Annotated in this window: 19 protein-coding genes and 2 tRNA genes; 14 read left to right on the top strand and 7 right to left on the bottom strand. The window is 34.9% G+C overall.

Annotation, left to right across the window (positions count from 1 at the left end; translation table 11 throughout):
* Positions 1-152 precede the first annotated feature (152 nt).
* On the top strand, positions 153-596 hold the full coding sequence (locus ACP6PL_RS06145) for an NADAR family protein (RefSeq protein WP_426543608.1): 444 nt from the start codon (positions 153-155) through the stop codon (positions 594-596).
* 385 nt (positions 597-981) lie between these two features.
* Here the strand turns inward: ACP6PL_RS06145 and ACP6PL_RS06140 are convergent, their stop codons facing one another.
* The 3 genes from ACP6PL_RS06140 to ACP6PL_RS06130 all read right to left on the bottom strand — a co-directional run bounded on the left by ACP6PL_RS06140 (position 982) and on the right by ACP6PL_RS06130 (position 7,940).
* Positions 982-2,463 carry a DEAD/DEAH box helicase gene (locus ACP6PL_RS06140; RefSeq protein ID WP_426543606.1) on the bottom strand — a complete coding sequence of 494 codons (1,482 nt, stop codon included), beginning with the start codon at positions 2,461-2,463 and terminating at the stop codon, positions 982-984.
* A gap of 1,145 nt (positions 2,464-3,608) precedes the next feature.
* Positions 3,609-4,922: a 30S ribosomal protein S12 methylthiotransferase RimO gene (gene rimO / locus ACP6PL_RS06135; protein ID WP_426543604.1), complete on the bottom strand. Its 1,314-nt coding sequence runs from the start codon at positions 4,920-4,922 to the stop codon at positions 3,609-3,611.
* Between the two features lie 387 nt (positions 4,923-5,309).
* Positions 5,310-7,940 carry a dynamin family protein gene (locus tag ACP6PL_RS06130; protein WP_426543602.1) on the bottom strand — a complete coding sequence of 877 codons (2,631 nt, stop codon included), beginning with the start codon at positions 7,938-7,940 and terminating at the stop codon, positions 5,310-5,312.
* A gap of 554 nt (positions 7,941-8,494) precedes the next feature.
* Here ACP6PL_RS06130 and ACP6PL_RS06125 point away from each other — a divergent pair.
* A complete protein-coding gene (locus tag ACP6PL_RS06125) occupies positions 8,495-10,897 on the top strand; it encodes a P-loop NTPase family protein (RefSeq protein WP_426543600.1) in 2,403 nt (800 codons plus the stop codon).
* Positions 10,898-10,934: 37 nt separating this feature from the next.
* On the opposite strand, the gene ACP6PL_RS06120 is transcribed toward ACP6PL_RS06125, so the two are convergent.
* Positions 10,935-12,614 carry a coiled-coil domain-containing protein gene (locus ACP6PL_RS06120; protein WP_426543598.1) on the bottom strand — a complete coding sequence of 560 codons (1,680 nt, stop codon included), beginning with the start codon at positions 12,612-12,614 and terminating at the stop codon, positions 10,935-10,937.
* Between the two features lie 427 nt (positions 12,615-13,041).
* On the opposite strand from ACP6PL_RS06120, the gene ACP6PL_RS06115 reads away from it, so the two are divergent.
* The 4 genes from ACP6PL_RS06115 (at position 13,042) to ACP6PL_RS06100 (ending at position 15,593) form a co-directional block, all read left to right on the top strand.
* Positions 13,042-13,218 carry a hypothetical protein gene (locus ACP6PL_RS06115; RefSeq protein WP_426543596.1) on the top strand — a complete coding sequence of 59 codons (177 nt, stop codon included), beginning with the start codon at positions 13,042-13,044 and terminating at the stop codon, positions 13,216-13,218.
* A gap of 56 nt (positions 13,219-13,274) precedes the next feature.
* Entirely contained in the window at positions 13,275-13,415 is a 141-nt protein-coding gene (locus ACP6PL_RS06110) for a hypothetical protein (RefSeq protein WP_293133272.1), read from the top strand.
* A 621-nt stretch (positions 13,416-14,036) separates the two neighbouring features.
* Positions 14,037-14,990, top strand: a complete 954-nt coding sequence (locus ACP6PL_RS06105) for an OmpA family protein (protein ID WP_426543593.1) — start codon at positions 14,037-14,039, stop codon at positions 14,988-14,990.
* A 159-nt stretch (positions 14,991-15,149) separates the two neighbouring features.
* Entirely contained in the window at positions 15,150-15,593 is a 444-nt protein-coding gene (locus ACP6PL_RS06100; RefSeq protein WP_426543591.1) for an NUDIX hydrolase, read from the top strand.
* Positions 15,594-15,882: 289 nt separating this feature from the next.
* Here ACP6PL_RS06100 and ACP6PL_RS06095 read toward each other — a convergent pair whose 3' ends face one another.
* Entirely contained in the window at positions 15,883-16,533 is a 651-nt protein-coding gene (locus ACP6PL_RS06095; RefSeq protein ID WP_426543589.1) for a ceramidase domain-containing protein, read from the bottom strand.
* A 396-nt stretch (positions 16,534-16,929) separates the two neighbouring features.
* Here ACP6PL_RS06095 and ACP6PL_RS06090 point away from each other — a divergent pair, with 396 nt between their 5' ends.
* The 4 genes from ACP6PL_RS06090 (at position 16,930) to ACP6PL_RS06075 (ending at position 20,422) form a co-directional block, all read left to right on the top strand.
* Complete coding sequence (locus tag ACP6PL_RS06090; protein WP_426543587.1) at positions 16,930-18,780, top strand: ABC transporter ATP-binding protein; 1,851 nt, start codon at positions 16,930-16,932, stop codon at positions 18,778-18,780.
* Between the two features lie 65 nt (positions 18,781-18,845).
* Positions 18,846-18,927: transfer RNA gene (locus ACP6PL_RS06085), tRNA-Tyr, on the top strand.
* A gap of 220 nt (positions 18,928-19,147) precedes the next feature.
* Positions 19,148-19,219: transfer RNA gene (locus ACP6PL_RS06080), tRNA-Thr, on the top strand.
* A 276-nt stretch (positions 19,220-19,495) separates the two neighbouring features.
* The gene (locus ACP6PL_RS06075; RefSeq protein WP_426543585.1) at positions 19,496-20,422 is read left to right on the top strand and encodes a transcriptional regulator; all 927 of its coding nucleotides are present in this window, start codon (positions 19,496-19,498) and stop codon (positions 20,420-20,422) included.
* A gap of 310 nt (positions 20,423-20,732) precedes the next feature.
* On the opposite strand, the gene ACP6PL_RS06070 is transcribed toward ACP6PL_RS06075, so the two are convergent.
* Positions 20,733-20,978, bottom strand: a complete 246-nt coding sequence (locus tag ACP6PL_RS06070; protein ID WP_426543583.1) for a lipopolysaccharide assembly protein LapA domain-containing protein — start codon at positions 20,976-20,978, stop codon at positions 20,733-20,735.
* Between the two features lie 225 nt (positions 20,979-21,203).
* On the opposite strand from ACP6PL_RS06070, the gene ACP6PL_RS06065 reads away from it, so the two are divergent.
* Positions 21,204-21,893: a phosphate ABC transporter permease gene (locus tag ACP6PL_RS06065; RefSeq protein WP_426543581.1), complete on the top strand. Its 690-nt coding sequence runs from the start codon at positions 21,204-21,206 to the stop codon at positions 21,891-21,893.
* A gap of 474 nt (positions 21,894-22,367) precedes the next feature.
* Here the strand turns inward: ACP6PL_RS06065 and ACP6PL_RS06060 are convergent, their stop codons facing one another.
* A complete protein-coding gene (locus ACP6PL_RS06060) occupies positions 22,368-22,994 on the bottom strand; it encodes a precorrin-8X methylmutase (protein WP_426543579.1) in 627 nt (208 codons plus the stop codon).
* Between the two features lie 227 nt (positions 22,995-23,221).
* Between ACP6PL_RS06060 and ACP6PL_RS06055 the strand changes: the two genes are divergently transcribed.
* From ACP6PL_RS06055 to ACP6PL_RS06045, 3 genes are all read left to right on the top strand, one after another.
* Entirely contained in the window at positions 23,222-24,805 is a 1,584-nt protein-coding gene (locus ACP6PL_RS06055) for an alkaline phosphatase D family protein (RefSeq protein ID WP_426543577.1), read from the top strand.
* Positions 24,806-25,112: 307 nt separating this feature from the next.
* Positions 25,113-25,289, top strand: a complete 177-nt coding sequence (locus ACP6PL_RS06050) for a hypothetical protein (protein ID WP_426543575.1) — start codon at positions 25,113-25,115, stop codon at positions 25,287-25,289.
* Between the two features lie 298 nt (positions 25,290-25,587).
* The gene (locus ACP6PL_RS06045; RefSeq protein WP_426543573.1) at positions 25,588-25,803 is read left to right on the top strand and encodes a hypothetical protein; all 216 of its coding nucleotides are present in this window, start codon (positions 25,588-25,590) and stop codon (positions 25,801-25,803) included.
* Positions 25,804-26,128: the final 325 nt, after the last annotated feature.

Here is a 26,128-nt window from a genome sequence, read left to right as displayed (position 1 = left end):
GTAATTTTATTTAACTATTGAGTCTTTTATAAATAGATACACAATATTTATCAAACAATTTATACAGTAAATTATCAGAAAATATCGCAAGATTAAATAATTTGTTACAAATCCCAATCTATTATTATTCTTTTGTATTAGTGAGAGAAATTATGGCAATTTCATTTTATAGCACTCTTAGTAGATACGGCTGTTTTTCCAATTGTTCCGCCCATGGTTTTGAATTAGACGGTTATTGGTGGGCAACTAGCGAACATTATTTTCAAGCTCAAAAATTTCCTGATGCTCCTGATGCTGAGGAAATTCGTCTAGCAGCAACGCCGGGGGAAGCAGCAAATATGGGCAACGATCGCGATCGCCCATTACGTTCAGATTGGGAAGAGGTCAAATATCAAATTATGCGAACCGCAGTATTCAACAAATTTGCTGCTAATTCTGAAATTCAGGAAATATTACTGTCTACTGGGAATGAGAAAATAGTTTATAAATCTCCCGTAGATTTGTATTGGGGTCAGAGAAAAGACGGCACTGGAGAAAATAATTTAGGCAAAATTTTAATGGAAGTGCGAGATATGTTGAGACAGAAAAATAAATAGGGTTTGCTCAAAAAGTCTTATGGGTGAGGGTAGGAGTCAGGAGACAGGAGACAGGAGACAGGAGGAGTAAGGAATTGAGAGGAGACAGGAGGAAGAATTATCCCTTGATTTTTCAGCGAATAGTCAACCCAAAATCCTAACTTTATGCAGCTCTAAGGAGCAAAAACCTTGTAATGCATGAAAGATCATTACTGGCTAAAACCAATATCAGTCAATGCTTTTAGATTTAATCAGCAGAGCAATAAATAAACATTAGGAAAAAGGTTGAAAAATACTCCCCTACTCCCCTACTCCCCTACTCCCTACTCCCTAATTTAAAAAAAATTAGAGACGCGATCGCCAACGTCTCTAAAATTCCTATTAGACTATTTCAGCCACAAATAAGTTAATTATTCTGTGATACAGAAGCCTCTTCTACATAATTATCATTATTAGCATTCTGATTCCGATCAGCATAATTATGAGAATTCTTAGCTCCGCGCTTCTTCAACTTTGGCTTTGGTGTGTAAGAATCAAAGTTGTCTTCCTCCTGAGCATAATCAAGCCCCATCCAAGCAGGGCGAGTTTCATCATAAGCTATCTGTAAAGCTGCAGCAGCAACTGCATGAGGTTCATACTCTTCACCCAACTGAGCAATTAATGGCAAGAAAGAAGCCATCCGCTCACCACTCAGAGCATCTCGCACCTTATCCTGTAATTTCTGTAACTGCCGAGCTTCAATTTGAGAGCGCTTCGGAATTGAACGAGTGTCCAAACGTTGACGTAAATGACGTTCTATCAACCGCAACTTCCGCTTATCTACAGGGTGAATCAAGGAAATTGCTGTTCCTTCCCGACCTGCACGACCTGTACGACCAATGCGGTGAACGTAACTATCTACACTATCAGGCAAATCGTAGTTAATCACATGAGTTAAATGATCCACGTCTAAACCACGAGCTGCAATATCAGTTGCCACAACCCAACGTACTTGTTGATTCCGGAAGCGAGTTAATAACCTTTCCCGTTGAGATTGGTTCAAGTTACCGTGATACTCATCAACACTGTGACCTGCTGATTGTAATTGATTCGTTAGTTCCGCAGCAGCTTGCCTTGTGCGCACAAATATCAAAGCTGCTTCTGGGTCTTCTAGCTCTAGAATTGGCTGTAGAGCTTTTCCTTTAGACCAACCACGAGGTACTATGTAGGCGGTTTGAGTAATGCGCTTTGGAGTAGTTTTTTGTTGGGCTACTTTAACTGTTACTGGCGATCGCAAATACTTATTAACCAGTTTCCGCATTGAATAATCCATAGTGGCGGAAAAGAAAGCTGTTTGACGTTCAAGAGGTGCAGCGTCCAGAATTTTTTCCACATCTTGAATAAAACCCATGCTCAACATTTCATCAGCTTCGTCTAAAACCATCATTTTCAAATGATCTAGTTTCAAACTATTCCGATTTAGCATATCTATAATTCGCCCTGGTGTTCCCACTACAATATGAACACCTTTTTGCAAACGCTGAATCTGACGCTCAATAGACTGGCCCCCATAAACAGTTAGAACAAATAATCGCCGTTTACTTGGAGTTTTGCTATCTAAGCCAGTAAATTGACGAATCGCTTCTGTAACTTGCAGTGCTAACTCACGAGTGGGAGTTAAAATTAACGCTTGAACTGCGTTTGTATTTAGATCTATCCGCTCCAATATGGGTAAAGAAAACGCTGCTGTTTTACCTGTTCCTGTTTGAGCTTGACCTACAATATCCGTTCCTCCCAGCAAATGTGGTATTGCTTGAGCTTGAATCGGAGTAGGTTCGGTAAAACCAATTGTTTCCAGATGATTTGCACGCTCCTCTGAAATTCCTAAATTTGCAAACGATAAATCCATTAATTCTCCTATGTAAACTATTTACATCTGGTTCCTTTCTCACCCAACTTGGAGGCGGATTTATGGTCAACCATAGCTGCTCATAAGCCCTTACTAGCTACAAATTTCCAGCTTATTTGCTGTAGTTATAGCTAGCTTATTGGTAGGGCAGTATGCCTTTGCCACTCACAATTTACACTCAACTGATAGCACTAGAGTTGACTGCTAAGAGTTAAGCGATGTCTGTATTTTCTCTACGGTTAAGTTTTAACCTGAAGAGATAACGACAGATTTACATCCTCCTAACGCTGTGCTTAGGCCACAGTGGGGGATTCCTAAACCATGCTATACACCGCTACGCTTTTCATGTCGGCGACAGCCGAAAAACACGATTTAGGTTTCTGTTTCTTAAGACCTGCCTTTCCAGGTAGGGGCAATTTCTAAATTACCACTATTCTCTTATGGTTTTACGGTCACTCCACAGTACATCGCCAATCCGAAGGTTTCCCTAGTCACCGCTAGCCCAGCGGCCAAATTGTTTTTACAATTTTTATATCTATTTTGTAAGTAGACAAAATTCCTCGGCATTCCCAGAGAAAGTTCTCTTACAGGAGAAGACTGGTCTTGTGCCGAGATTTTGATAAAGGCCAAATGCCCTGTTCCTTTTCTCCCTAGTTGGGTACGTTAAGGCAGGTTGGAGCCTCTGTATTAAAAGTAATAACCTGTTGTGTATCTTCAAGTTGCCCATTGAATAAACTAAAGGATAATTACCTTTATTTCTTTGCTTAACCGCGTCTTCACGCTTCAGCATTACTCTCAACAGGCAGTTTAGATAATTTACAGTTTCTTACTCCCAGTGGCCCTCGTTAAACTTCATAATCATTTACATAATAACAAATGACTTAACATTTAGTGTATTTTTTACACATTTTCCTCAACTCAGATCTTTTTTTAGATACTAGATTTTATGATAATTTTTTAGTTTATCAAGAGTCTTTAACAAACTCAGATTAGGATAGTTGTCGGATTACCAACGTACAGAAGTTGTTTTTGTAACGGGGATCAGAGCAACAATAATTAGGGCAATAAACCCGGTTTCTTGTTTGGATGTGTAAGTCCTGAAAGTTTTACCCCACTCCAGAATTATTGCCAATAACCCAAAATATCTAATCTACATAACCATATAAATCGTAAATATCTGCATCTGTAATTTTTACTGGAACAATAGACCCTAATCTGGCCTCTCCTTGAGCATAAACCAGTCCATCTACTTCTGGAGAAAACCTGGCCGATCTACCAATTAACTCTCCTGTTTGGGGATTTTCTTGTTCAATCAGCACATCAACTACTTGCCCCACTGATTTTTGATTCTGTTGCCAAGATATGGACTGCTGGACTTCCATAATTTCTTTCTGGCGGGCATCCATAACTGCTTGGGGCAACTGATTAGGCAGATTATAAGCAGGGGTTCCATCTTCTGGAGAGAAAGTAAACACCCCAACATGATCGAATTCGTGACGCTTGACAAATTTCACTAAATGTGCATGATGTTCTTCCGTTTCACCAGGGAAGCCTACTATAAAAGTTGTCCGCAACACGGCGTTGGGCATAGTTGCTTTAATTCTTCGGATTATATCATCATTAACCTGACCTTGCCAAGGTCTATTCATGGCCCTAAGAATTTCGGGATGAGAATGTTGTAGAGGTAAGTCGAGATAAGGTAGAACGTTGGGAGTTTCTTGGATGGCAGTTATGACTTTGGGTGTTAAACCAGTAGGATAAGCGTAGTGCATTCTAATCCAGGGTATATCAATTTGTCCCAAGGCGCGAAGAAGTTCGGCCAGTTTTGGTTGGCCGTAAATATCCACTCCATAGTTAGTGGTTATTTGGGAGATGAGAATGATTTCTTTGACACCCTGATCTGCCAGTTGTTGAACTTCGGCAACAATAGATTCTATGGTGCGCGATCGCTGATTTCCCCGCAGATGAGGAATGATACAGAAAGCGCAACGATAGTCACATCCTTCGGCTATTCGTACATAAGCAACGCCTTCGGATGTTGTGCGATAACGGGGTGTAGTTTCGTCAGCGATGTAAGTGGGTTCAGCAGTGACTTCTGTGACGCGATCGCCTTTTTCTACTCGTTGGATTACATCTACTATTTTATGATAATCACCAGTACCTACGAGTGCTACTGCTTCTGGCAACTCAGCAAGTAATTCTTCTTGAAAGTGTTGCGCCATACAACCTGCGATGACTATTTTTTTATTAGCTTCGGCTAATTCTACCAAAGTACGGACAGACTCTTCTCTAGCAGCTTGAATAAAACTACAGGTGTTAACAACAACATAGTCTGCTAGTTCTTCGTTAGCATCTACTTCATAGCCTGCTTGTGCGAGTAAACCGATGATATGTTCAGTATCGATGCGGTTTTTTTCGCATCCCAGGTGACTAAATGCAATGGTAGGTTTTGTAGACATTTTAGTTATGGATTTTTATAAGCAACAGTTTTTGAATATAGCACAATACAGTTAGTAGAAGTAAGGAAGAAGAAATAAGGAAGAAGGAAGAAAGGGTAAACATTGAAAAAAATGGGGAAATGATAGAGATAGTTATCTAAAATAAATTGGAACAGCTATTTTTTAGAATATGCGATCTAGATATCTCTTTTTGTAGCATTCTTTTGTTTAAGTGGTATTATCTGAACCATCCATAATATTTTATAGTGCTATTCGATAATAGATGCTTAAAAATAAATTATAAAATTAATTTTAGACGCATATATCTATACATTTCAACCTTTTTTCTTCCTCCTTCCTCCTTCTTCCTTCTTCCTTCTTCCTTCTTCCTTCTTCCTTCTTCCCTCTTCACTTCTTCCTTCTTCCTTCTTCCTTCTTCCTTCTTCCTTCCTCAATTTGATTTTTTATTTGTGTAAGTTGCTGTTTCTTTTCGGCTATGATCTTTTTCTCTAACGTTAATTGTTCCTGAGTTTCTTTCTGAGCTTTATCTTCTTGTTCTAGGAGATTTTCGTAAATAAATATTGCCTGCTCAATTACTTTACTTGCTGATTTAAACTGACTATAGAAAACCTCAGCAATATTTTCACAAATACGATTAAATATTTCCCCAGTAGATTTATCAAATTTCTGAACACAGGCATCATAAACTTGCTGTTTAATTTTTATTTCTGGATTCTCATCATCGGAACTCATGCCAAAAAATGAGCTAATCAAAACCACAGCACCCCCAGTTACAAGTATAGGTAAAAATCCTACTCCTGTAAACATAAATAAAGCACCTGCAGTTAAACCACCTAATGTTAAATTTTCCCATAAACCTCCTCTTTTACTATCATCATAATTTTCTCCTAACTTAGTTACTGAAGAAAGATCTAATCCATCTCCTTTAATATTTTCAATTGCAAAATCCAATTGCTCATTCAAGTTAGAATTTATTTGATAATCTACTGCCTGTAAATCCATTCTAATAACTTCTAGATTTTGGCATACTTCCTTGCATAAAATTTGTAAATTATTCATCACAATTTCTTTGACTTCCCGATTACTCCAGTTTTCTAATTCAGTTGCCAGAGAACTTGCAAATCCTTCCGCATAATCTTTGATAACTTTTTCCTTATCCCAGAGCAGAGAATGTTCAGAACACCATTCATCAGTTTTTTCCTCCAGGCGATCGCCCAATCCTTCTACCCATTTATCCCAAGCCTCAGCAACTTGTTTAATACTCTGATTTTTTAATTTTTCAGTAGTTGATAAAATTTTCACATCTCGTCCACTAGCATCCTCTATTTTTTTCAATATTTCTACTTTTGCCTCGACAGACAAATATACCTTACCATCTAAAACTTTTTCGGCTTGCTCTAATGCTTTGATTCCCTCAGAAATCAAAGTATTTATCTTAGTAAAAATTTGCTGGATTTCTACAGCACCACGCTCAACAGTCAAAAACTTTTCTATCGACTGCGTGAAATTATTAAAGTATGTCAAATATTCATTTTCTTCACATTCTAAAATCCCATCTAAAGCAGCTTTAGCAGAAATAAAATGTAAACGACTTGTATCAGCAATAATCGGTTTTTCACCCAACAGAAAATTTTCTAATCTCTTTCTAATTTGCTGACGAATATTTTTACTTCTGACTAAATCAATAAAATTTACCAACACAAATAAATTATCTGCAGGCAAATCAATATTATTACCATTTAGCTGCAACTTCACAGTTTGAATTAACTCTTTTTCCCCCTGAGTTAATGGACGAGAAGCATTAGTTAAGAAAATTACTGCATCTGTATCTTCTAACAATTTTTGAGTAATAGCTGCCCGGTTCGGATGTTCATTTAAACCAGGAGAATCAATAATTTCTACCCCACTTTGACATAAGTCTAAATCTGGATGTTCAAAAAATATTTCCTCTAGCTCCGAGTGGGCTAATTCCTCAGTCATATTTCCTAAAGATGCTGTTTCTGAAATAGTCGCTTTTGACTGATATTCTATCAAAGGAATTTCTGCTTCTTTCCCATCTTTATAATGACAAACGACCCGTTTTTGTTCCCCATATTTTAAAACTGTAACTGTGCCACTACAAGGAATTTCTCTGACTGGTTGAATTTCCTCTCCAAGTAAAGCATTTAATAAAGTTGATTTACCTTGACTAAATTCTCCAATCACTGCAATTCTAAATTTTTGGGATTGTATTTTTTCTAAGATTTTATCTACTTCACATATTAATGTATTAGGAAGTAAATCTCGCTCACTTGATTCGGCAAATATTTTATATGTTTGGTTGCAAATATTTCCTAGTTTCTGTCTATACTGTTGAAACTCTTTTAACTCTTTATAAACAACAGTTGGTTTAAGCTTATTTTTTCTGTTTTGTTTTTGCTTATGACTAGGTAAAAGTGAATTTAACATTTCACTAGCAGCTTTAACAAAAATATTATCTAGCTGATGGAAACGTGCCGGGTTAAGTAAATATTTCACTTCATCCATAGATTTTTGATCGAGATTGTCTTGATCAATAAATCCTGCTTCTAAAAGTTGTAAACTTTGGGGTCTAACGCCTAATTTTTTTCCGACAATTTCTAGATATTTTTTCTCCCGTACATCCATATCTCCATCCGCAGCAGACATTTCATAACCAAAGCTAATTAATAACAATTTTTCTGGAGTAGAAAGAGGAGGAATTAATTTCAATATTGTCTCAAATTTTTTGTAAAGCTGTTGCTTAGATACTCCATGAATCATTAGTTTAGTTAATTCCAAGACATTACCTTTAGGAGGGATAAATTTATGGATAGTTATTTTCAGTCTAGCTTTTTCTTCTTCTACTACTTTTCCATCTGCATAGATAACACCTATCAGTATAATTACTAAATTGGCTAAAAACAATACTGGTGGTGTAATATCTTTTTTGCTTAGTTTTTTTCCAGTAATTAGGGAGAGTAATTCTACTGATTCGGTGTTAACTTTGGCAATATCCATGGGTCTGTAGATGCGATATTTGAGTAGTGTTTTTTTATTATACCTAAGTATCAGTTATGGGAAAGTAAAAAAATGTACAATCAATAATTAGGATGATAAAAATCTTAATTTATTGATAAAAAACTATACTAAATGACTTATATAGAAATCATATTTAAGTTATAATATTTTTTTGTAGGGGCGATGTGCGGATTCCTATAGAGATATAGGAAATAAATAATTATGTCATTTTATTAATTGCTAATTATGCTAATTTTGAGGTGCTAAAAGTTGGAGCGATCGCTTGCTTTTAAAATCTGATTTTAGAGAATTTGTTGAGCTGATATATTCCTTCTCCTATGTTATAGTTGGATGTTAAATAACAATACTCAAGGCTGACTAATTTTTAAACACCGCTTATGGTTACTGAAAATTAATAATTAATAATTATTAGTTAAATAATTCAGCTTGATTAGCCTCCCCTTTCAAGGAAAAAAAAGTGCGAGGATCTTTCCTAATACATATTCCGTTAGGGTTGTAACCAGAAGTAATTATCCATTATCAATTATCAATTAATGAAAGATATATCCTCGAAAATTGAAAGCATCATAGAAAAACGTCAACCTCTAGCTAAGAGAGTTGAAAAAGTAGAGGCTCATTTGACTTCTCTACAGCAATATATTCAACGACTAATTAAAGAACGGAATAATTTTCTCCCTCAGCTTAATGATTCTCAAACATCGGAAATTTTGCAAGGGATTAATTTGGAACAAATAGAGCAAGAGATAACAACGAATTTAGCGACAATTAGTAAACTAAAAGCACGGTTTTATCGTCAAACTCTAAATATTGGTGTAGTTGGTAGACCAAGACAAGGTAAAAGCAAATTTTTGCAGACTTTAACAGGATTAACTCGTAATGAAATTCCTGATGGTAGCGGACAACATTGTACGGGAGTTATGAGTATTATTTATCATCAATTACAAGCAAAATATACTACAGGAAAAGTATATCCTCACTCTCCACAAAGTTTACTAGAAGAAGTGATTAAGCTTTACTATGAAGACTTATCATTAGGAACAACGCCACAAAAATTTGACGATTTTATTAATAAGGGTTTACCTGCATTACCAAACAATATTGCCGATAAAGTAGACCAAGCAAAATATGAATATTTGAAGCGGTATAAAGAACATTATCCTCAATACAAAGGTTTGTTCAATTTGAAACCAATTTTTCCTATTACCCAAGAAAAAATTAGAGAATATGTTGCCCAAGATGATGTTAATGGCAAACAAGTTTATTACAATTATTTAGCTGTCAAAAAAGTAGAAATTGAATCTCAGTTTCCCCACTCAGATATTGGTCAAATAGCAGTAGTAGATTTGCCTGGTTTAGGTGACACAGGGGTAGGAGATGTAGAGCGAATGATTAAAGTTTTGAGTGAAGATGTAGACTTTGTTTTGTTTATGCGAAAACCTAATCCTGGAGGAGATTATTGGGATAAAGATTCTGATGTAGGTTTGTACGATAAAGCGCAAAAAGGAATACCGACAATTCCTTTATCAAGATGGTCATTTTTAATTCTTAATAAGACTGATCCTAACTCGGAGCAAGGAGATAATTCCCAAAATTGTCAGGGTTTTTTCGATGAACTTTCCAGGACAAGGATGGAGTTTGCTGAGTGTATTATTGCTGATTGTGCTAATACAAAAGAAACGGCGAATGTGTTAGAAAAAATCTTGCAGTATTTGACGGAAAATATTACTGAGTTAGACCATAAATATGCTTTAACTTTTGAAAATAAGTTGACTAAGTTAAGTAAAGATTTGCAAGCTGAGTTAGAAAAAGCTAGTTCTGCTTTACAACAATATGCTGGAGATAAAAGACTTTTTCAGAAGTCGTTTAAGCAATTTTGGGATAAATTAACTAATACTTTACAGCCATATTTAGAAACTATTGAGTTGGCAAGCGATAAAACAGATGAAACTTTCCAAAAAGAAGTAAATGAAGTTATAGAAAATTGCCACAAACTGACATCTATTCCTAAGTCTGTAGAGCAAATCAAAAAAGATAGCAACATATCTGGTTCATATACAGAAGCTTACAGTCGTTATCTACATATTATCAGAACAGATTTATCCAAACAATTCTTATTTCTAGATGGAAAAATTCAAGATTCTTTAGATACGGTTAAATCACAAATAGGTTGGTTATTAACTGATGAAGTGCAACTAGGAGGATTAACTGATGTGCGAGAAATTGACTTCCTAAAATGGATGGCAGAAAATATTCCAGGGGATTTAGAAAATCTGAAGTTAGGGTTTGAAACTATCTCCGCTTTTAACGTATCTTATGCAGGTATTATTCAGCGTCAAGTCAGACAGCATATTAATCAACTTAACCCTGATAAAAAACCTCTGAGTTTAACTCCTGATTGGGAAATGTTGTGGTCGGAATTGGAAGAAATTTTAAATCCTGAGAAATTTGATATTAATAAAATGCGAGCTAAACCTCCCACTATAGAGCAAATAAAAAATTGGTGGAAAAAACAGCTACCAGACCTATTAAATTCTGATGATGTACCTGATGATAAAAAAATTAAGTCACAACTTTTACTTGAGAAAATGGAGCAGGAAGTTTCTACTCACAATGCTGAATCTTCGGAAAAAGTGTTGATAGAAATTCAGAAAATTCATCAACGGGTAATTGATTTATGTAAGTCAGATTTAGATAAGTTATTATCTGAACCGAAACAGTTAGCTTATGCGATGGTAGCTGAGTTTGTAGATCGGATATTGCGTGCTGAGGATATTAAAGATGATTGGGAGATTTTTTTAGATGATGAACAAGTGCGACAGAAGGTTTGGCCGGAATTTAAGACTATGGCAAATCGGATTAAGATTCAAAGAAATTGGCAAAGTTTAGTCGAGCAAATTATGGATATTAATCGGTTAGAAAATATGAGGTTTTTATAGGGAGGTTTGTATTTTTTTTTACTTCCTACTTCTGCCTTTAAAGAAACTTTTGCTTGAGCAAAGCTAGAGCTTTAATAAACTGAAGTATTAACCAACAAATCACCAACCATAAAACTGTGATATTTGGAAATGACATAATCACAATTTTTGGATCTTTATGTGCTGCGTTCAGAAAACATAAAATCCATCCTGCTTGATTTTCTGAGCAGCTCAAAACTAAACCAGGCAAGACAATTGTAGAACCAAACATAAGTAATAAAGAAAATAATAAATAAAATAATAAACAAAATGCCTTCAACCCAGAAGTCTTATCTACTTCTTTATCCTTCTGTTCAAACACCTGAATCAATGTTATCAAACGATATCTAGATAACCAATAATCAACCTTGCTCAAAACTAAATTAGAACTACTATAGAATAGCTGACCAAACATCAAAACCATAGAAAAATAGCTCCAGAAAAAAATTACCAAGCTTGTTAATAAAAATGGTAATGCTAAAATTAAGCATAGAAGACTCAAAAAAATATTGGGATTATCCATAGATAAATTAACTATAGAAGGTATGATGGCTAAACCAAGACTCCAAATTGATATATAAAACAATTCCTTCCATTCTTGGAAAGGATTCAAGTTATTTTTAACTTTTTCCTGAAGTTTAGAGTATTTAACCTCCATATTTTGTAGATGATTTTCTAATGACTCAACTCTACGAAAGAACGAATCTAAATAAACATCTTGACTTATCTTTTCTCGCTCTAAGTGAAATGCTGAAGATAACTTAGAAAGTTTTTTGTGAAGTTGAAAATATTTACCTACCACATCTTGAGAAAATCTCTCAAACTTTTCCCTGAGCAAACTAATCTCTTGAGATATTTCCTGACTATCTGCAAACTGGGAAAATTGTTCGTTAACTTGCTGTTGTGAATTAACATTATTATTAATCCTTTCCTCTATGTGCTCAGACAAATTTTGTAGAGAATTTTCTAGTGACTTAACTCGACGAAACAACGGCTCTAAACCAACACCTATATTCGACTTTTCCTTCTGTAACTCCAATATTTGAGATGATAATTGAGCCACTTTTTCCTGAAGTTGTGAAGAATTACTTTCTACATTAGAAAATTCCTTCAACTTTCCCTTAAGTAAACTAATATCTTGAGATAATTTCCGAGCATCTACTTGTTTAGATTCAACATCCACTACCATCCCAACAATTTCTTCAATTTCCTGTTTCGTGTCTGCTGCAAGTTGTTCAAGCTTTTTATTTACTTGCTGTTGTGAATTAACATTATTATTGATTCTTTTCTCTATTTGCTTAGATAAAATCTGTAGATGATTCTCTAAGGAATTAACTCGACCGAAAAACGACTCTAAATCAACATCTCCATTCAACTTTTCATCCTGTAACTCCAACATAAAATTAGACAACCGAGAAACTTCTTCCTGAAGGTGAGAGTAATTACTTTCCACATCTTGGGAAAACTGCTCTAACTTTTCTCTAAGCGAACTAATCTCTTGAGATAATTCCTGATAATTTTTTGTTTCAGTTTCAACCTGCAAAACTTGATTAATTTGCTCATATTCCTCCTCAGTTTCTACCTGCTCAGAGTTATCAGGATAATTATCATATTCCGAAACATCTTTTTTCACACCCCTGATTAGATCGGGAGTAAATTCTATATCATCTAATGGATTATGCTCATTATTTTCAGACATAACACACCGCGTAAAATTTGATATTTGGTTATATGTTAATATTCTACTTTAGTAGATTGGTTGTATACTATGATTATAGTATAAATTATAACAAAGCAACATTCGCCAAGATTCTCTAACAGTTATTAACAGGATAAAAACAGAAGGTGAACTAGATTTTATCTTTCCAGAAATTACTAGAATTTATCATCACGACTTAGCAGCATTAAACCTCTAGAAAAATCAAATTGATTGGTTAATTTCTCTCCTTCCATCCGAACTCGAACTATTAGAAAGTGCAGATTTTCCAGAGTCAGAAATTATCGAAACTACCGATACAAAATCCTCCATTACAGAAGCACCAGAACAACAAATTTATCAAGAGTTAAAACAAAAATCTCATTTCCAATCTTTGCGCGACCAAATATCATTTTTAATAAAACCAGAATTGAGGAAACAATCTGAGTCTTATATCAGTCAAGAATCTGTTAAGGCAGGTTACAAAACCCTGGGATTATCTAATTTACAAACCGCTTCAAATATGACCATTGCTAATCTTTATTATTATTTTAAAATTCGAGACAAATCTGCCACAGAAGTATTAGAAAATACAGTAACAGCATAGACATATTTATAGAAATTCTTAGCTAAAATAAAAGCAGAATTTAGGAGAAAAATACCATGTCAGACCTTAACCGTGGCATAATGAAATTCAAGGGAGCAGATACTCCCAGCGCGATCGCTATTTCTGCGATTATTATCTTAGGTGGTATAGTCTTTCTCCTTTTGTGGGGACTTAGTACCGCTTATACAGTTGGTTAATTAATACTAATCAAAACTTTCTAGAGACGTTCCTGTGGAACGTCTCTAACTATTATCAAGATACAACACTTATCGGTTTATTAGAAAATTTAACTTCCTGCTAGGAAAGTTCTGCGTTGTCGCGCCATGCGCAATGCCGTATGGGAAAGCCAGCCTTATTTATTGGCTTGATCCTAGATTTTTGTACTATCTTTTAGATGTGAAATAATTTGTAGCGTCCAAGTTTTTAGTCTATAAAATCTTAAAGCATGACTGTTGACTTGTGAATGGGTGACTTCTGTGAAGGGGTATAGCGTTGCCCTATTTCAGGAGAGCAAAGTTCAATGTAATATAAAGATATTCGGAAAAATACGTTACTATTTATAGCACTACGCAAATAGGTCGCGGACATTTATAAATACTCAAACTTAGTCAGAGATTATTTCTGACTTCTGACTTGCGTGTAGCGCTATATACCCTTTCTCATAAAATCCTGTTATAAATAAGGGCAAGAATCTGAATATCATAACCATTACTAAAATTTGGTTTAATTGGGAGATTCTATCAACCTCGATCATCAGATCGTCAGATTAGTTCAATAAAAGTAATAATACCAATCTAGTTTGGAGCTATATTTTAGATATGAGTGCAGAAAAAAAAATAGATAATCAACAACTCTTAGGTCCTACAATTTTAGGAGGGTGTATGGGCTTTATGATTATTTGTGCTTGGGCTTTCGCTAGTCCTAACGCTTTTAAACGCCCCACTATTGATGTTCAATTAACTGAAAATGTAGATTCGGAAAATGTAGATTCTCAAGTAGAAGAAATTCAAGTAACAGAAACGCTAGAAACTGAGACAACTACAACTACTACTGAGACAGATTCTTCAACTACAACTATAGAAACAGAAGACACCGAGACAACCACAACTGCTACAACGACAGATACACAGTCAACTCAGGCAGACTCTTCAACTACAACTATAGAAACAGAAGACACCGAGACAACCACAACTGCTACAGCGACAGATACACAGTCAGAGGTAAACATAGAAACAACCTCTACCGAACAACCTACTACTGATACGACAGAAACAACAACTTCTACCGAACAACCCACTACTGATACGACAGAAACTGCTACTAACACTGAAATTATACAACCAACTACTACATCAGAACCCGAGCCTGAGACTCCCACTGCTACAACAGAGATAGCGACAGCATCTCAGTCACAAGGAAAATCTCTGACTAAACCAAAAACTCTCGGTCAAGTCAAATTTGGTCTCAATGAATTTGAATTATCTTCCCCAGCAGAGCAAACTATAAATAGTCTCATCTCAGAAATTAAGGAATACGATCCTAATAAAGTTGCCATTAAAGTCGAAGGTCATACATCGAGAGTTGGTGATAGTCAGGTAAATCAACTAATTTCCCAAGACCGAGCAAATGCTGTAGTCGAATATTTAAAAGGGCAAAATTTACCCCATGAGGTTGTTGGTGAAGGAGTTGGTTATTCTCAACCACTCCCTGGTACAGATCCCTATGCTGATGTAAACCAACGCACAGTGATTATTTTGACACCTGCTAATTAACTTTGTAATTTCCTGATAAAATTAATATTAATCGTTGACTCTTATTTTAAGGCTGGCAGATTCCAAATTTTAGGGTTTCATGCCAGTTTTTGTCTGTTTAAATAATATGAAGTACAAAGCTGAATGCTAGTTGCTAGATACACAGGTAGATAAAATTAAATGACTCGCAAAAAACCTTTTTCCCCAGAAGAGTTTAAACTGTTATATTCTCAAGTTCCCAGACTTGTTGTAGAAGTAGTTGTGAAAACTGAAACAGGTGTGGTATTAACCCTTAGAAAAGATGCTGCTTGGAATAATCTTTGGCATATTCCAGGAGGTACAGTTTTTTATCAAGAATATATTGAGGATGCTATTCAGAGAATTGCTGAAGAAGAGTTAAATATTACAGTTACAAAACAACAGTTATTAGGATATTTAGAATATCCTAGTGAAGTAAAACAGAGGGGTTTTGGTTGGTCGGTGGGGTTAGTATTTTTATGTACTGCAAATTCTCCGCTTCCTTCAGAAAATGAAGAAGGAGAAAGAATTCAAGTATTTGATTATGTTCCTGAAAATATTGTGGAAGAACACAAAAAGATATTGAATCAGGTTTTATTAATGTAATTCCAATTTTCAAATTTATTTCGCAGATAAATTGACAGCCGATTCGGTGATTAATTTAGTACAACTGACGGGGGAAATATTTTTTGCTTGTTCCTGATACAAAGAGGTAATATCAAATCCGCTTAATTCGGTATAAAAAAATGTTCACTTCACGAGCGCTATTGCTAAATTTTTCTAGATATCCCCATCTCCCCATACCCCCCACACTCCCCACCTTCTCCACACTCTTTATCTAATTACATCAATTATACCGGATTTGATATAATTATTAATTGTTAATTATTAATTGTTAATTATTAATTGTATAATGAGATTGATTAGCTTTTAAATTAAATAGTAAACTACTTGTAACGAAGTAAAGCATAAATCCATTAAATATATGCCACAAGAAATGAGTTCCAATGGGAAATATCGGACAAATATATTGGTCTATTGTTCTGAAAAATAGAGCTATTAAAAATATACCTACTCCTGCTAAAAGTAAAAATTTACTTTCCTTTTGTGCTTGAAAATGATAAATTCCTAATCCTAATAAATAAATCAAAGCAGGTGCATAACTCAAAGAACCATTCAGAACCTTTAGTTGCAGAGTTGCTAAACTAGAAATTACCAAAACTACAATTAAAATCATAGATATTATAGATTTTAATTTCATCACTCTACGGGTATAAACCCACAAATAAAATATTTGAAACATAGTTATAGGTATGACATCCATTAACAATGCCCAACCTGTAGCATAAGTGTGAAATAAAATACTACCAATACCAATAGCTATCATTAAATAAATTAACAGTTTTACATGGCTTTGTTGCACATTTAAACTCTTTGCTAAACGCCAACTTAACCATGCTGCAATAAAAAAAGCTAAGTTGCTAATAGCATTTATTGGTTCATCCCATAAACCAGGTTGTATACGTTCACAATAAATATCAATCATAATTATTTCAATTGTTTTAGGGAGTAGGGAATAGAACAGAAGAAAAACAACTCTACCTGAGTAACTTGACAAATGCTATAGTTGTAACTGAGATTTATCCAATAAACAAAGCTACTTAACATAACTAAAGTCAGATATTACTTTTGACTGTCAGATGTCCCTCTTACATTCTGTTGGCGTAGCCTTTCCGCAGGAAATGGAAACCTCGTCAATTAGCGCTCGCTTTTAACTTTTGACTTACGCGTAGCGCTATACTTTCATGATCGCAACTGCTTTACTATAACGATCTAGTTTTATCATCCAAAATCTAAATCAGGAAATTTATACTTTTATATTACAAGAGTAGTATTTTTGTATTAATATAAATAGCTGTGGTTCTAAAATTGAAATAGAATTATGGCAACTTTCAGGGACATCATTAAATACTACCAGGCATACTTGCCACTGTCCATCTTTAGCATTGGAGCATCAAGCGCCCTAGAACTAACCGATCTCATAGTTCCTTATGCCATCGGCCAGATTTTGAACGTACTCTCAGGCCGTTCTACAGACTGGCCAATGGAACAATTGATTGGGTCAATTGCCAACTTAACTGGACTACCCACTAATCAACTATTATCTCTATCTGTGCCATTAGGACTAATATTTTTAGTCACCATCACCAAAGGTCCAAGTATTGCTTGGTTAGGCCATTGGTATCATTGGGTTGTTCCGCTTAAAGCACGTCGAGACCATTTCCAAAAAGCTGTCCAAAAAATTCTCACCCTACCTCTAGAATTTTACGACGAAAATAATTCAGGACGTATCGCCAACCGTATTTCCAAAGGAGTCTTAAACCACACCTGGACTTACCCAGAAATTGCAGGTATTTTAATCCCCAAATTAGTACGGGTATTCGGTATTTTTATTGTCATCTTTTTAATAGAATCACCAATTGCTCTTTTATTCCTTGGTTCATTTATTTTTATCCTGATTTTTACTCTCAAAAGCCTTCAATATATTGCCAAAATGGAAATCGCTTTTGATAAATATGAAGAAAATACAGAAAGTCACAACTCGGAAATTATTACCAATATAAAAACAGTCAAAGCATTTGCGACAGAAACTCAAGAATTGCAAAGGCAAACTACTCGAATTAACCGCGCCCTCAAAATTATTATAGGTAAAATTCATAAAAGCTATGTCTGGCTATCCATGTATCAGACAAGCATTGTTGAATTTTGCCTATTCTTCATTCTAGGTTTGACATTATTTACAACATTGTCTGGTGAAATTTCTCTAGGATATTTTGTGACTATATACACTTTAGCCAGCATGGCTTATGCAGAGATAACTCCCATCAGTCAATTAACTGAAGAATTCGTCCGTCGCTATGCTTCCATGATTCGTTTCCATGAATTTATGCAGTTACCCATAGGTTCTGATGCTGCGAATTTAACGGAAGTTATTGCCAAACCGACAGATATTAATCCCTACAAATTCACAGGAAAAGTTGAGTTTGAAAAATTGAGCTTTGGTTACAATCCCAACAAGCCTGTTTTAAAAGATATTAATCTCTTGATTACACCTTGTCAAACTATCGCTTTAGTTGGAAAATCTGGTTCGGGAAAATCCACTTTAGTCAAATTACTATTCAGATATTTTTCACCAAATAAAGGCAAAATTTTAATTGATGGAGAAGATATTAATAGTCTTGATATTACAGGTTATCGACGTCGATTAGCAATTGTTCATCAAGAGGTAGATATATTCAATGGCACATTATTAAGCAACCTAACTTACGGTAATCCTAAAGCCAGTTTTGATCAAGTTAAAGAAGCTTGTAAAATTGCTAAAGCTGATGAATTTATTCAACAAATGCCTCAAGGTTACTATACAGTTGTGGGTGAAAGAGGGATGCGATTATCCGGCGGTCAAAGACAACGTATAGGAATAGCTAGAGCTTTGTTAGTAGACCCAGATGTACTAATTTTTGATGAGGCAACTTCTAGTTTAGACTATGAAAGTGAGCGATCTATTCAGTTAGCAATGCACAATATTTTCGGGACTCGCACTACAATTATTATTGCCCACAGACTTAGTACAGTACGGGAGGCCGATAAAATTGTGGTACTTGACCAAGGTAAAATTGTTGAAGTGGGTAGTCATGAGGAGTTATTGCGCCAAGAAGGTATTTATCATCGACTACACTCATTGCAAGAGACTGTTAAGCATAATTGTGGGTTGAACTTGAGAACTAGCAAATAATTTTTTTTCACCAAACTATTGCAAGAAAATTTTTTTGTGTTAGTATATATAAATGTGAGTAGCAAGGGTCGATGCCCGAGTGGTTAATGGGGGCGGACTGTAAATCCGCTGGCTACGCCTACGCTGGTTCAAATCCAGCTCGGCCCACTCACTGAAATTCAAGTAGGACTAAGCTATCATCAATCAGCTTTTTCATGTGTAAAATAGCTGGTTATAACCTCCATTAATATGCAGTACTAATATTTTGGAAATCATAGTGCTAGGAATTAAACCCTTGAATTTTTAGCTGATACCTAAATTATTTTTGGGTAATATTCCGTTAGAAAAAAACTGATAGATAACTACTTAAAAGGATTGAAAGAAAAACGCCCGTGTGGCTCAGTGGTAGAGCACACCCTTGGTAAGGGTGAGGTCACGAGTTCAATCCTCGTCACGGGCTTTCATAATTAATTAAAGAGATAAAATTATTATTAACTATCTTATATCATTTTAAGATCTACATATATAATGATTAAAGGTAATATATAGGATTATTTTTGGTATACAATCTTATTGTTATCTTTAACAATAAATTATAAAAGCTGAAATACTTCCTATACTATTTAAGTTTAATTAAACAAACTTAAGTAGTGTTAAACTTTAATGTCTATAATATATTATTCTAAGCTAGAGTCTAGCAGATAAATTAATTAAATATATTTTTAGGGAAGGTGGTATGACACCTACAAAGCTGTCAGATTCAGAAAAAATAGAAATTGTTGAACTGTATCAAACTACAGAAGAGAATACTATTACTCTAGCAGACCGCTATGGAGTGAGTAGTTCTACAATTAGACGGTTATTACAAAGTAGCATACCAGAAGATGAATATAAAAACCTAGTTCAACAGAAGCAAAAGCGTCCATCTCGTTCCCCCAAAAATATAGATTATGATACTCACGACTTGGATGAATCAGCAGATAGGGAAAGTTTAGATCGAGAAGGAGCTGACTATAGGGAAGTTGAAGCAGATGGAGTAAAAAGACGACGCCGACGTTCTTCCTCATCTAATGATGATGAGAATGAGCAACTGATAGAATTCCCTAAATTATCTTTACCTCCTCAAGATAATCAGAAATCAAACGATACATTTGAGGCTAGTTATGAGCCTGCCGAAGAAATAGAAGAGATTTTAGCAGAAGATTTACGAGAGCAACCCCAAAATTTAGATGATTTTGAGAACGATGATTTAGAAGATTTTGAAGGGGAGTTTGATGATGATGATAAGTTTGATGTAGAAGAAGATGTAGATAGTTCTTATAATCTATCTATCCACAATTCTAGCAATTCTGAAGTTAAAATTTATACTCTCACTGAGTCCGTCTTGCCAAAAACTTGTTACTTGGTAGTTGATAAATTTACAGAGTTAGTTACTAAACCTTTGATAGCTTTTGGAGAATTAGGACAAATACCTGTTGAAGAGTGTCAGGAGAAAACTTTACCAGTTTTTGATAATCACCGAGTAGCTCATAGATTTTCTGCCCATAATCAAAGGGTTTTGAAAGTTCCTGATGGCAGAATGTTACAAAAAACTACAGTATATTTGCAAGCTAAAGGAATTACTCGACTACTGATTGATGGTCAAGTGTACAAGTTATCATGACAATTTATGATTACTTTTGTCCCATACACGCAATCTATTTTGGTCAAGGGAGAGTCTGGATAGCCTAAATTCAGTCTTGTCAGTATTGTGCTCCTGAAGAGTAATTTGGTATTGTCAACCAACTTCCCTACTTCACTTTTAATATGTGGACAGTCATAAAACTAAAAAAAATACTTGCTCTTAGATGCGAATGCGCGAGTATAAGACTGGATAAATCTTGAGGTGAACAAATTCTGCTTTGTCTCTCAAGAGCAACCACAGGAGAATACTAAAACTTAAAACCAGGGAAACTTTGTTTTCTCAGATAAAATCAAAAATCTTCTTGACGATCTTTAATCTTTCCAAGATTAAAAAGTGGGGGCAGTAGAATCGAACTAATTATAACTCCGATACCAACACTAAAAGACAAGATAACTCCTACAGGTAGCTCGATGGACTGGAAACCAATAAACTTTAAAGATATTGGGGTAGCATTCTGAACTGAAAGTATTGCAATCCCACTTACCCACAATGCTAGGATTATACTACTGATAATTGGTGGGATAAATTTTTGCATAGGATCGTATAATATAAATAATTATAATCTTACCATGAATAATCAAAAAAATAAAACCTGTCTCACCTCAAGAATATATAAGAATTATTACTCAGCTATCAGTTAGAGTGCTTTTTGATTTCTCTAATTTTGTGTTGCTTTCTAGGATTGTTATTGTAACTCATCCGTATAAAAAATATTATAAATTAAATATAAATCAATTAATCTCAAATTTTAAACTCATAAATGCTAATTCCTTTAACTCGTAAAATATTTGAACAATTAATTCCTATTGTAGCTACAAGCGATCAATATCAATATTATTGGGGCAGATTATCTGATATTTTAAAACGAGCTTTAATTTCTGCTATCTCAGTTTTGACAATTGTTTTAATTAATGTATTTGTTCATGATGATGGTGACCCTTTATTTTTATTGGTTGGTATTACTGCAGGTATTTATTGGTTGTGGGGACCTATTTTATTAGCTAGTTTTCGTAATGCAGAATTTAGACGCTATCCATATAGTGGTCTATGGCAAGGAAAAGTTATTGATGTATATCTTACTGAAGAAGTAGTTGGTCAAGAAGAAAAAGTTAATAAAAAAGGGGAATTAATAATAGTAGAAAATTTAGAGCAACGAATAAATTTAGAATTGGGGGATAAAACAGGGTTTACAGTTGAAATTCAAGCTCCTCTGCGTCGTTATCATCAAGGTATTTCTAGAGGTCAGGTAGCTGTAATGTTGGTAATGTCTTATCAACAAGATTTAGAAAAAATTGCTAAACATTCAGATGTTTATCTTCCTACTGTAAATTTATGGGTTAGTGATTATCCATACCTCAGAAGAGATGAGTTTATCGAGGTAATTAATCAGGTACGTTCATCTCGCAGGAAAAATAAACAACCCCAATCACATAATCTAAAATTTGAGTAATATATCTATAGCAATATGATTTAAGTTGTGAGATACTTGATAATTTTAGGGAACAGCGAATAGGGAACAGGGAACAGAGAAGAAAAAAACTAACATATATGAATATGATAACTACTATATTTATACTTTTAAGGAACATTTACATTTTCACAACTGATTCCTGATTGCTATATTTGCAAAAAAGAACAAAAGAAGACAGAAGGAATAAGTTTTCAAGAAAGAAAAAAAACAAAAATTAAGTACAACTATAAATTGATAATTTTATTTTTCTAGGATTATTTCTGAGAATTGTATAATATCTAAAACTTACCGAATAATTATTAATTATTAATTAAATAATTCAGGTTCAAAGCCTCCTCTTTCAAGAGGAAAAAAAGAAATAATATTTCCTTATCTTCAATCCTCTCGGTTTAAACCAGAGGTAATTATCAATTATCAATTATCCATTATCCATTATCCATTAATGAACACCTATTAATTACCTTGGCCTTGTTTACCATAAGCCTGCCAGGCCAAGTCTACTAAACCATTAATAATAGCAACTGCTACTACAGCACTACCCTTACGGCCATCAATTCTAATATGAGGAATCATCGAATCATACAAACGTGACTTAGCTACATCCACCCCCACAAAACCAGAAGGAGTGCCAATAACTAAAGCAGGTCTAATTTCTTCTGCTTCAATTAAATCAACAATTGCACAGAGAGCAGTTTGAGCCTGACCAATAACAAAAATACCCTCTGGATAACGTTTAGCTAAAGTTTCAATTCCCCAAGCAGCGCTAGTTTTTTCCTTCTGGGGTCTGGTTATAGCATCCATTGAACAGTAAACAGGGTTAGCGAAGGTACTTTGAATAACTGAGGTAATACCTACTTGCACCATTGGCACATCTACCACAATAGTTGTACGAGCTGCCAAAGCAGCAGCTCCAGACTGTAAAGCGTGTTCAGAGAAACTAATCAGAGATTTATATTCAAAGTCTGCCGTAGCATATATTACCCGTCTAACTATCTCATACTCTGCGGGAGATAAAGCATGAGGGCCTATTTCTCTGTCAATAATTCCTAAGCTTTGGGCGTCTGTGATGTGCCATTCCATATCAAATTATTCCCCTGTATATAGTTATACTTAATAGTTAGATAGTGAGTTGAAAAGCCCACTGGCTGATTGTGAGCGCCATAAGCTCTGGGAGTATATCACAGAAATTAGCACTACAGTACATCTGTACCATAGATATTAAAACTTAGCTATTAGCTTTCTTCTGTTAATAATATTTGTAATCTAACTATCGTCAACTATACTTCACTGCAACTACTAATATATAGATGGTCAACCGTCGGCAATTTTTACTTACCTCTGCTTTGATTGGTAGTGGGTTAATCGCTACTAATTCAATACTAAAATCAAAAACAAACCAATCATCTGCACCAGGGATTATTACTTCAGACAAGATGCGCCCTCAAATTCCTTATGGGGTTGCTAGTGGAGATATTTCTGCTGAAGGAAGGGCGGTAATTTGGAGTCGGAGCGATCGCCCAGCTCGAATGATAGTGGAATATGCTACTAACGAGTCTTTCCAAAATGCCCAGAAAATTGTCGGATCTACTGCTTTGGAGACTACAGATTTTACGACTAAGGTTAATCTTTCTAGTTTACCTGCTTCAGAGGAAATATTCTATCGTGTCAGTTTCCAAGATTTGTCAGATATTAATATTTATAGTGTTCCGGTTATTGGTAAATTTCGTACTGTGGCAAAACCTGGTGAGGATATTTTGTTTGCTTGGTCTGGAGATACGGCAGGTCAAGGTTGGGGTATTAATGTTGAGTGGGGAGGGATGAAAATTTATGAGACTATTAGACAGGTTAATCCAGACTTTTTTATTCATTGTGGGGATTATATCTATGCTGATAATCCGATAGAATCGGAGGTTAAGTTGGATGATGGTAATATTTGGCAAAATTTAACTACGCCGGAAAAGTCTAAGGTGGCGGAAAGTTTGCGGGAGTTTCGGGGTAATTATATCTATAATTTGTTGGATGAAAATGTTCGTCGGTTTAATGCTGAGGTGCCTCAGATAGTGCAATGGGATGACCATGAAACTACAAATAATTGGTATCCCACTGAGAGGTTATTGAATGATGACCGCTACAAGGTTAAGAGTGTTGCGCTTTTGGCAGCTAGGGCAAAACGGGCATTTTTGGAATATACTCCTATCCGTATTAATGGCAATTACCCGGAAAGAATTTATCGCTCGTTCAGCTACGGGTCATTGTTGGATATTATGATGTTGGATATGCGGAGTTATCGGGGACCAAATACGAAAAATCTTCAGAGGAGTCGTAGTGAGGAAACAGAATTTCTGGGTAGTCAGCAAATAGAATGGTTGAAGGGAAGGTTGGTTAATTCTCAGGCAACTTGGAAGATGATTGGTAGTGATATGCCTGTGGGTTTGGTTGTACCGGATGGGGATAGTGCTGCGGAAAATTTGGCTAATGGGGATGGGGTGCCTTTGGGGAGAGAGTTGGAGATGGCGGAGTTATTGGGGTTTATCAAACAAAAGGATATTAAGAATGTGGCGTGGTTGACGGCGGATGTTCATTATGCAGCAGCTCATTACTACGATCCGAATTTGGCTCAGTTTCAAGATTTTAAACCATTCTGGGAATTTGTGAGTGGACCGTTAAATTCGGGAACTTTTGGTCCGAATAAATTGGATAATACTTTTGGTCCGGTGGTGAAGTATCAAAGTGTTAAGGTTGAGGATAAGGTGATAAATTTTCCTCCGAGTCAGGGTTTACAATTTTTTGGCACGGTGAAAATTGATGGAAGTACGGAGGTAATGACTGTGAAGTTGATAAATATTGAGGGAAAAGTGGTTTATGAGGTTGATTTATTGCCGGAAGAATAGCATTTATCAAAAAATTTTCTACATTTTTTTGAGTAGGGGAGTGAGGGAGTGGGGGAGTAGGGGAGTAGGGGAGTAGTAAAAATATCAATAGTTAATACTAACTGGCTAATAATTATCAAAAAGGTTATTATGCCTCTGTTAATTATTTAATAATTGAAGTCTCACCTAAACAAGTATTAGTTTTGGTCATTGGTATAAAACAGTTAAAAATACATAATAGTTAAGTGTTGAAGAACTGAAAATTATTGGAGGGAAGTAATAGTAATAATTAGAGTTATTCGAGATAAAAATTTGGAAGAGAGGCAAAATGAATCAAGTATATCTTCAATTTTTACGGGATAAACTTAAAAGTAGATTCGAGCAACTGAGTGAATCTGAATACCGTAATTTTCATAACTATCTAATCATGTTTTGGGATTTTATCCAATCCCCTCCATTTAAAAGTATTCTTGAACATTTAGCTTATTTACATCCTGAACAATAAACAAAAGCTAGAGACTTTTTTGTTGAATTAGAACAGAATCCTAAAAGCAACCCACCATTGGATGATACATTTGAAAAGCAGAGTGCTATTGCCTATTTTATTATCAAAGAATGTATTAACCGTGATGATAATAGTAAAGTTGAATATCTTGTAGGAGCTAATTATATAAACAATTTTTCACAGGAAGAGTCTATTAATGCTTTTATATCAAATGTTGTTAGACCACTATACGAATACATCAACGAATCTTTAGAAGAAAACACAATATACTCTCGATTACAATCAACCTTTTGGCTATTTGATAATATTCAAAATCTGTGAAGAAGATTTAAAGTTTGAGGTTCCTCAATATAATCAATCAGTAACTTGTGTAGTTCACAATAACAAAACAATTTTATTTTTAACAATTGATATTTATCCACATGAAAAACCTGCTTCTCAGAGACCAAAACTTAGATCTTATATTATTAAAGAACCAGATTTAATTGAAGCAATCGAAACTGAGGAAAAGTAAATATAAATACTATTAAAGAGTAGTAATTTTTGAGTGTTTTGAGTGAGCGATCGCCTCTTTACCACTTTTAACTTTGATCTAAAAATCACGACTTACGGATTTTTGAGTCTTAAACACTATGTATCTATAACGTTATAGTTTTTGAACTCTATATGTAGTGTCTCTGTGTCAGTCATATAAATTTTAGGAGATGTCTAAAATAGTAAAAGAAATGGAAACTGAGGAAAAGTAATAATAAATACTATTAGAAAGTAGTAATTTTTGAGTGTCTTGAGTGAGCGATCGCCTCTTTACCACTTTTAACTTTGATCTAAAAATCACGACT

Origin of the sequence: Dapis purpurea BLCC-M126 (genome assembly GCF_050015975.1) — a bacterium.
In the GTDB taxonomy this organism is placed as follows: domain Bacteria; phylum Cyanobacteriota; class Cyanobacteriia; order Cyanobacteriales; family Microcoleaceae; genus Trichodesmium.
Note: the sequence above shows the minus strand (reverse complement) of the source record. Positions and strands in the feature narration are given on the sequence as shown.

What these genes read in the sequence shown, in the direction of transcription:
- ACP6PL_RS06100 (WP_426543591.1), top strand. Translation starts at nt 15,150, where the DNA reads ATGACTCGCAAAAAACCTTTTTCCCCAGAAGAGTTTAAACTGTTATAT.
- rimO (WP_426543604.1), bottom strand. Translation starts at nt 4,922, where the DNA reads ATGTCTACAAAACCTACCATTGCATTTAGTCACCTGGGATGCGAAAAA.
- ACP6PL_RS06090 (WP_426543587.1), top strand. Translation starts at nt 16,930, where the DNA reads ATGGCAACTTTCAGGGACATCATTAAATACTACCAGGCATACTTGCCA.
- ACP6PL_RS06120 (WP_426543598.1), bottom strand. Translation starts at nt 12,614, where the DNA reads ATGTCTGAAAATAATGAGCATAATCCATTAGATGATATAGAATTTACT.
- ACP6PL_RS06070 (WP_426543583.1), bottom strand. Translation starts at nt 20,978, where the DNA reads ATGCAAAAATTTATCCCACCAATTATCAGTAGTATAATCCTAGCATTG.
- ACP6PL_RS06125 (WP_426543600.1), top strand. Translation starts at nt 8,495, where the DNA reads ATGAAAGATATATCCTCGAAAATTGAAAGCATCATAGAAAAACGTCAA.
- ACP6PL_RS06105 (WP_426543593.1), top strand. Translation starts at nt 14,037, where the DNA reads ATGAGTGCAGAAAAAAAAATAGATAATCAACAACTCTTAGGTCCTACA.
- ACP6PL_RS06060 (WP_426543579.1), bottom strand. Translation starts at nt 22,994, where the DNA reads ATGGAATGGCACATCACAGACGCCCAAAGCTTAGGAATTATTGACAGA.
- ACP6PL_RS06050 (WP_426543575.1), top strand. Translation starts at nt 25,113, where the DNA reads ATGAATCAAGTATATCTTCAATTTTTACGGGATAAACTTAAAAGTAGA.
- ACP6PL_RS06095 (WP_426543589.1), bottom strand. Translation starts at nt 16,533, where the DNA reads ATGATTGATATTTATTGTGAACGTATACAACCTGGTTTATGGGATGAA.
- ACP6PL_RS06055 (WP_426543577.1), top strand. Translation starts at nt 23,222, where the DNA reads ATGGTCAACCGTCGGCAATTTTTACTTACCTCTGCTTTGATTGGTAGT.
- ACP6PL_RS06140 (WP_426543606.1), bottom strand. Translation starts at nt 2,463, where the DNA reads ATGGATTTATCGTTTGCAAATTTAGGAATTTCAGAGGAGCGTGCAAAT.
- ACP6PL_RS06145 (WP_426543608.1), top strand. Translation starts at nt 153, where the DNA reads ATGGCAATTTCATTTTATAGCACTCTTAGTAGATACGGCTGTTTTTCC.
- ACP6PL_RS06110 (WP_293133272.1), top strand. Translation starts at nt 13,275, where the DNA reads ATGTCAGACCTTAACCGTGGCATAATGAAATTCAAGGGAGCAGATACT.
- ACP6PL_RS06065 (WP_426543581.1), top strand. Translation starts at nt 21,204, where the DNA reads ATGCTAATTCCTTTAACTCGTAAAATATTTGAACAATTAATTCCTATT.
- ACP6PL_RS06075 (WP_426543585.1), top strand. Translation starts at nt 19,496, where the DNA reads ATGACACCTACAAAGCTGTCAGATTCAGAAAAAATAGAAATTGTTGAA.
- ACP6PL_RS06130 (WP_426543602.1), bottom strand. Translation starts at nt 7,940, where the DNA reads ATGGATATTGCCAAAGTTAACACCGAATCAGTAGAATTACTCTCCCTA.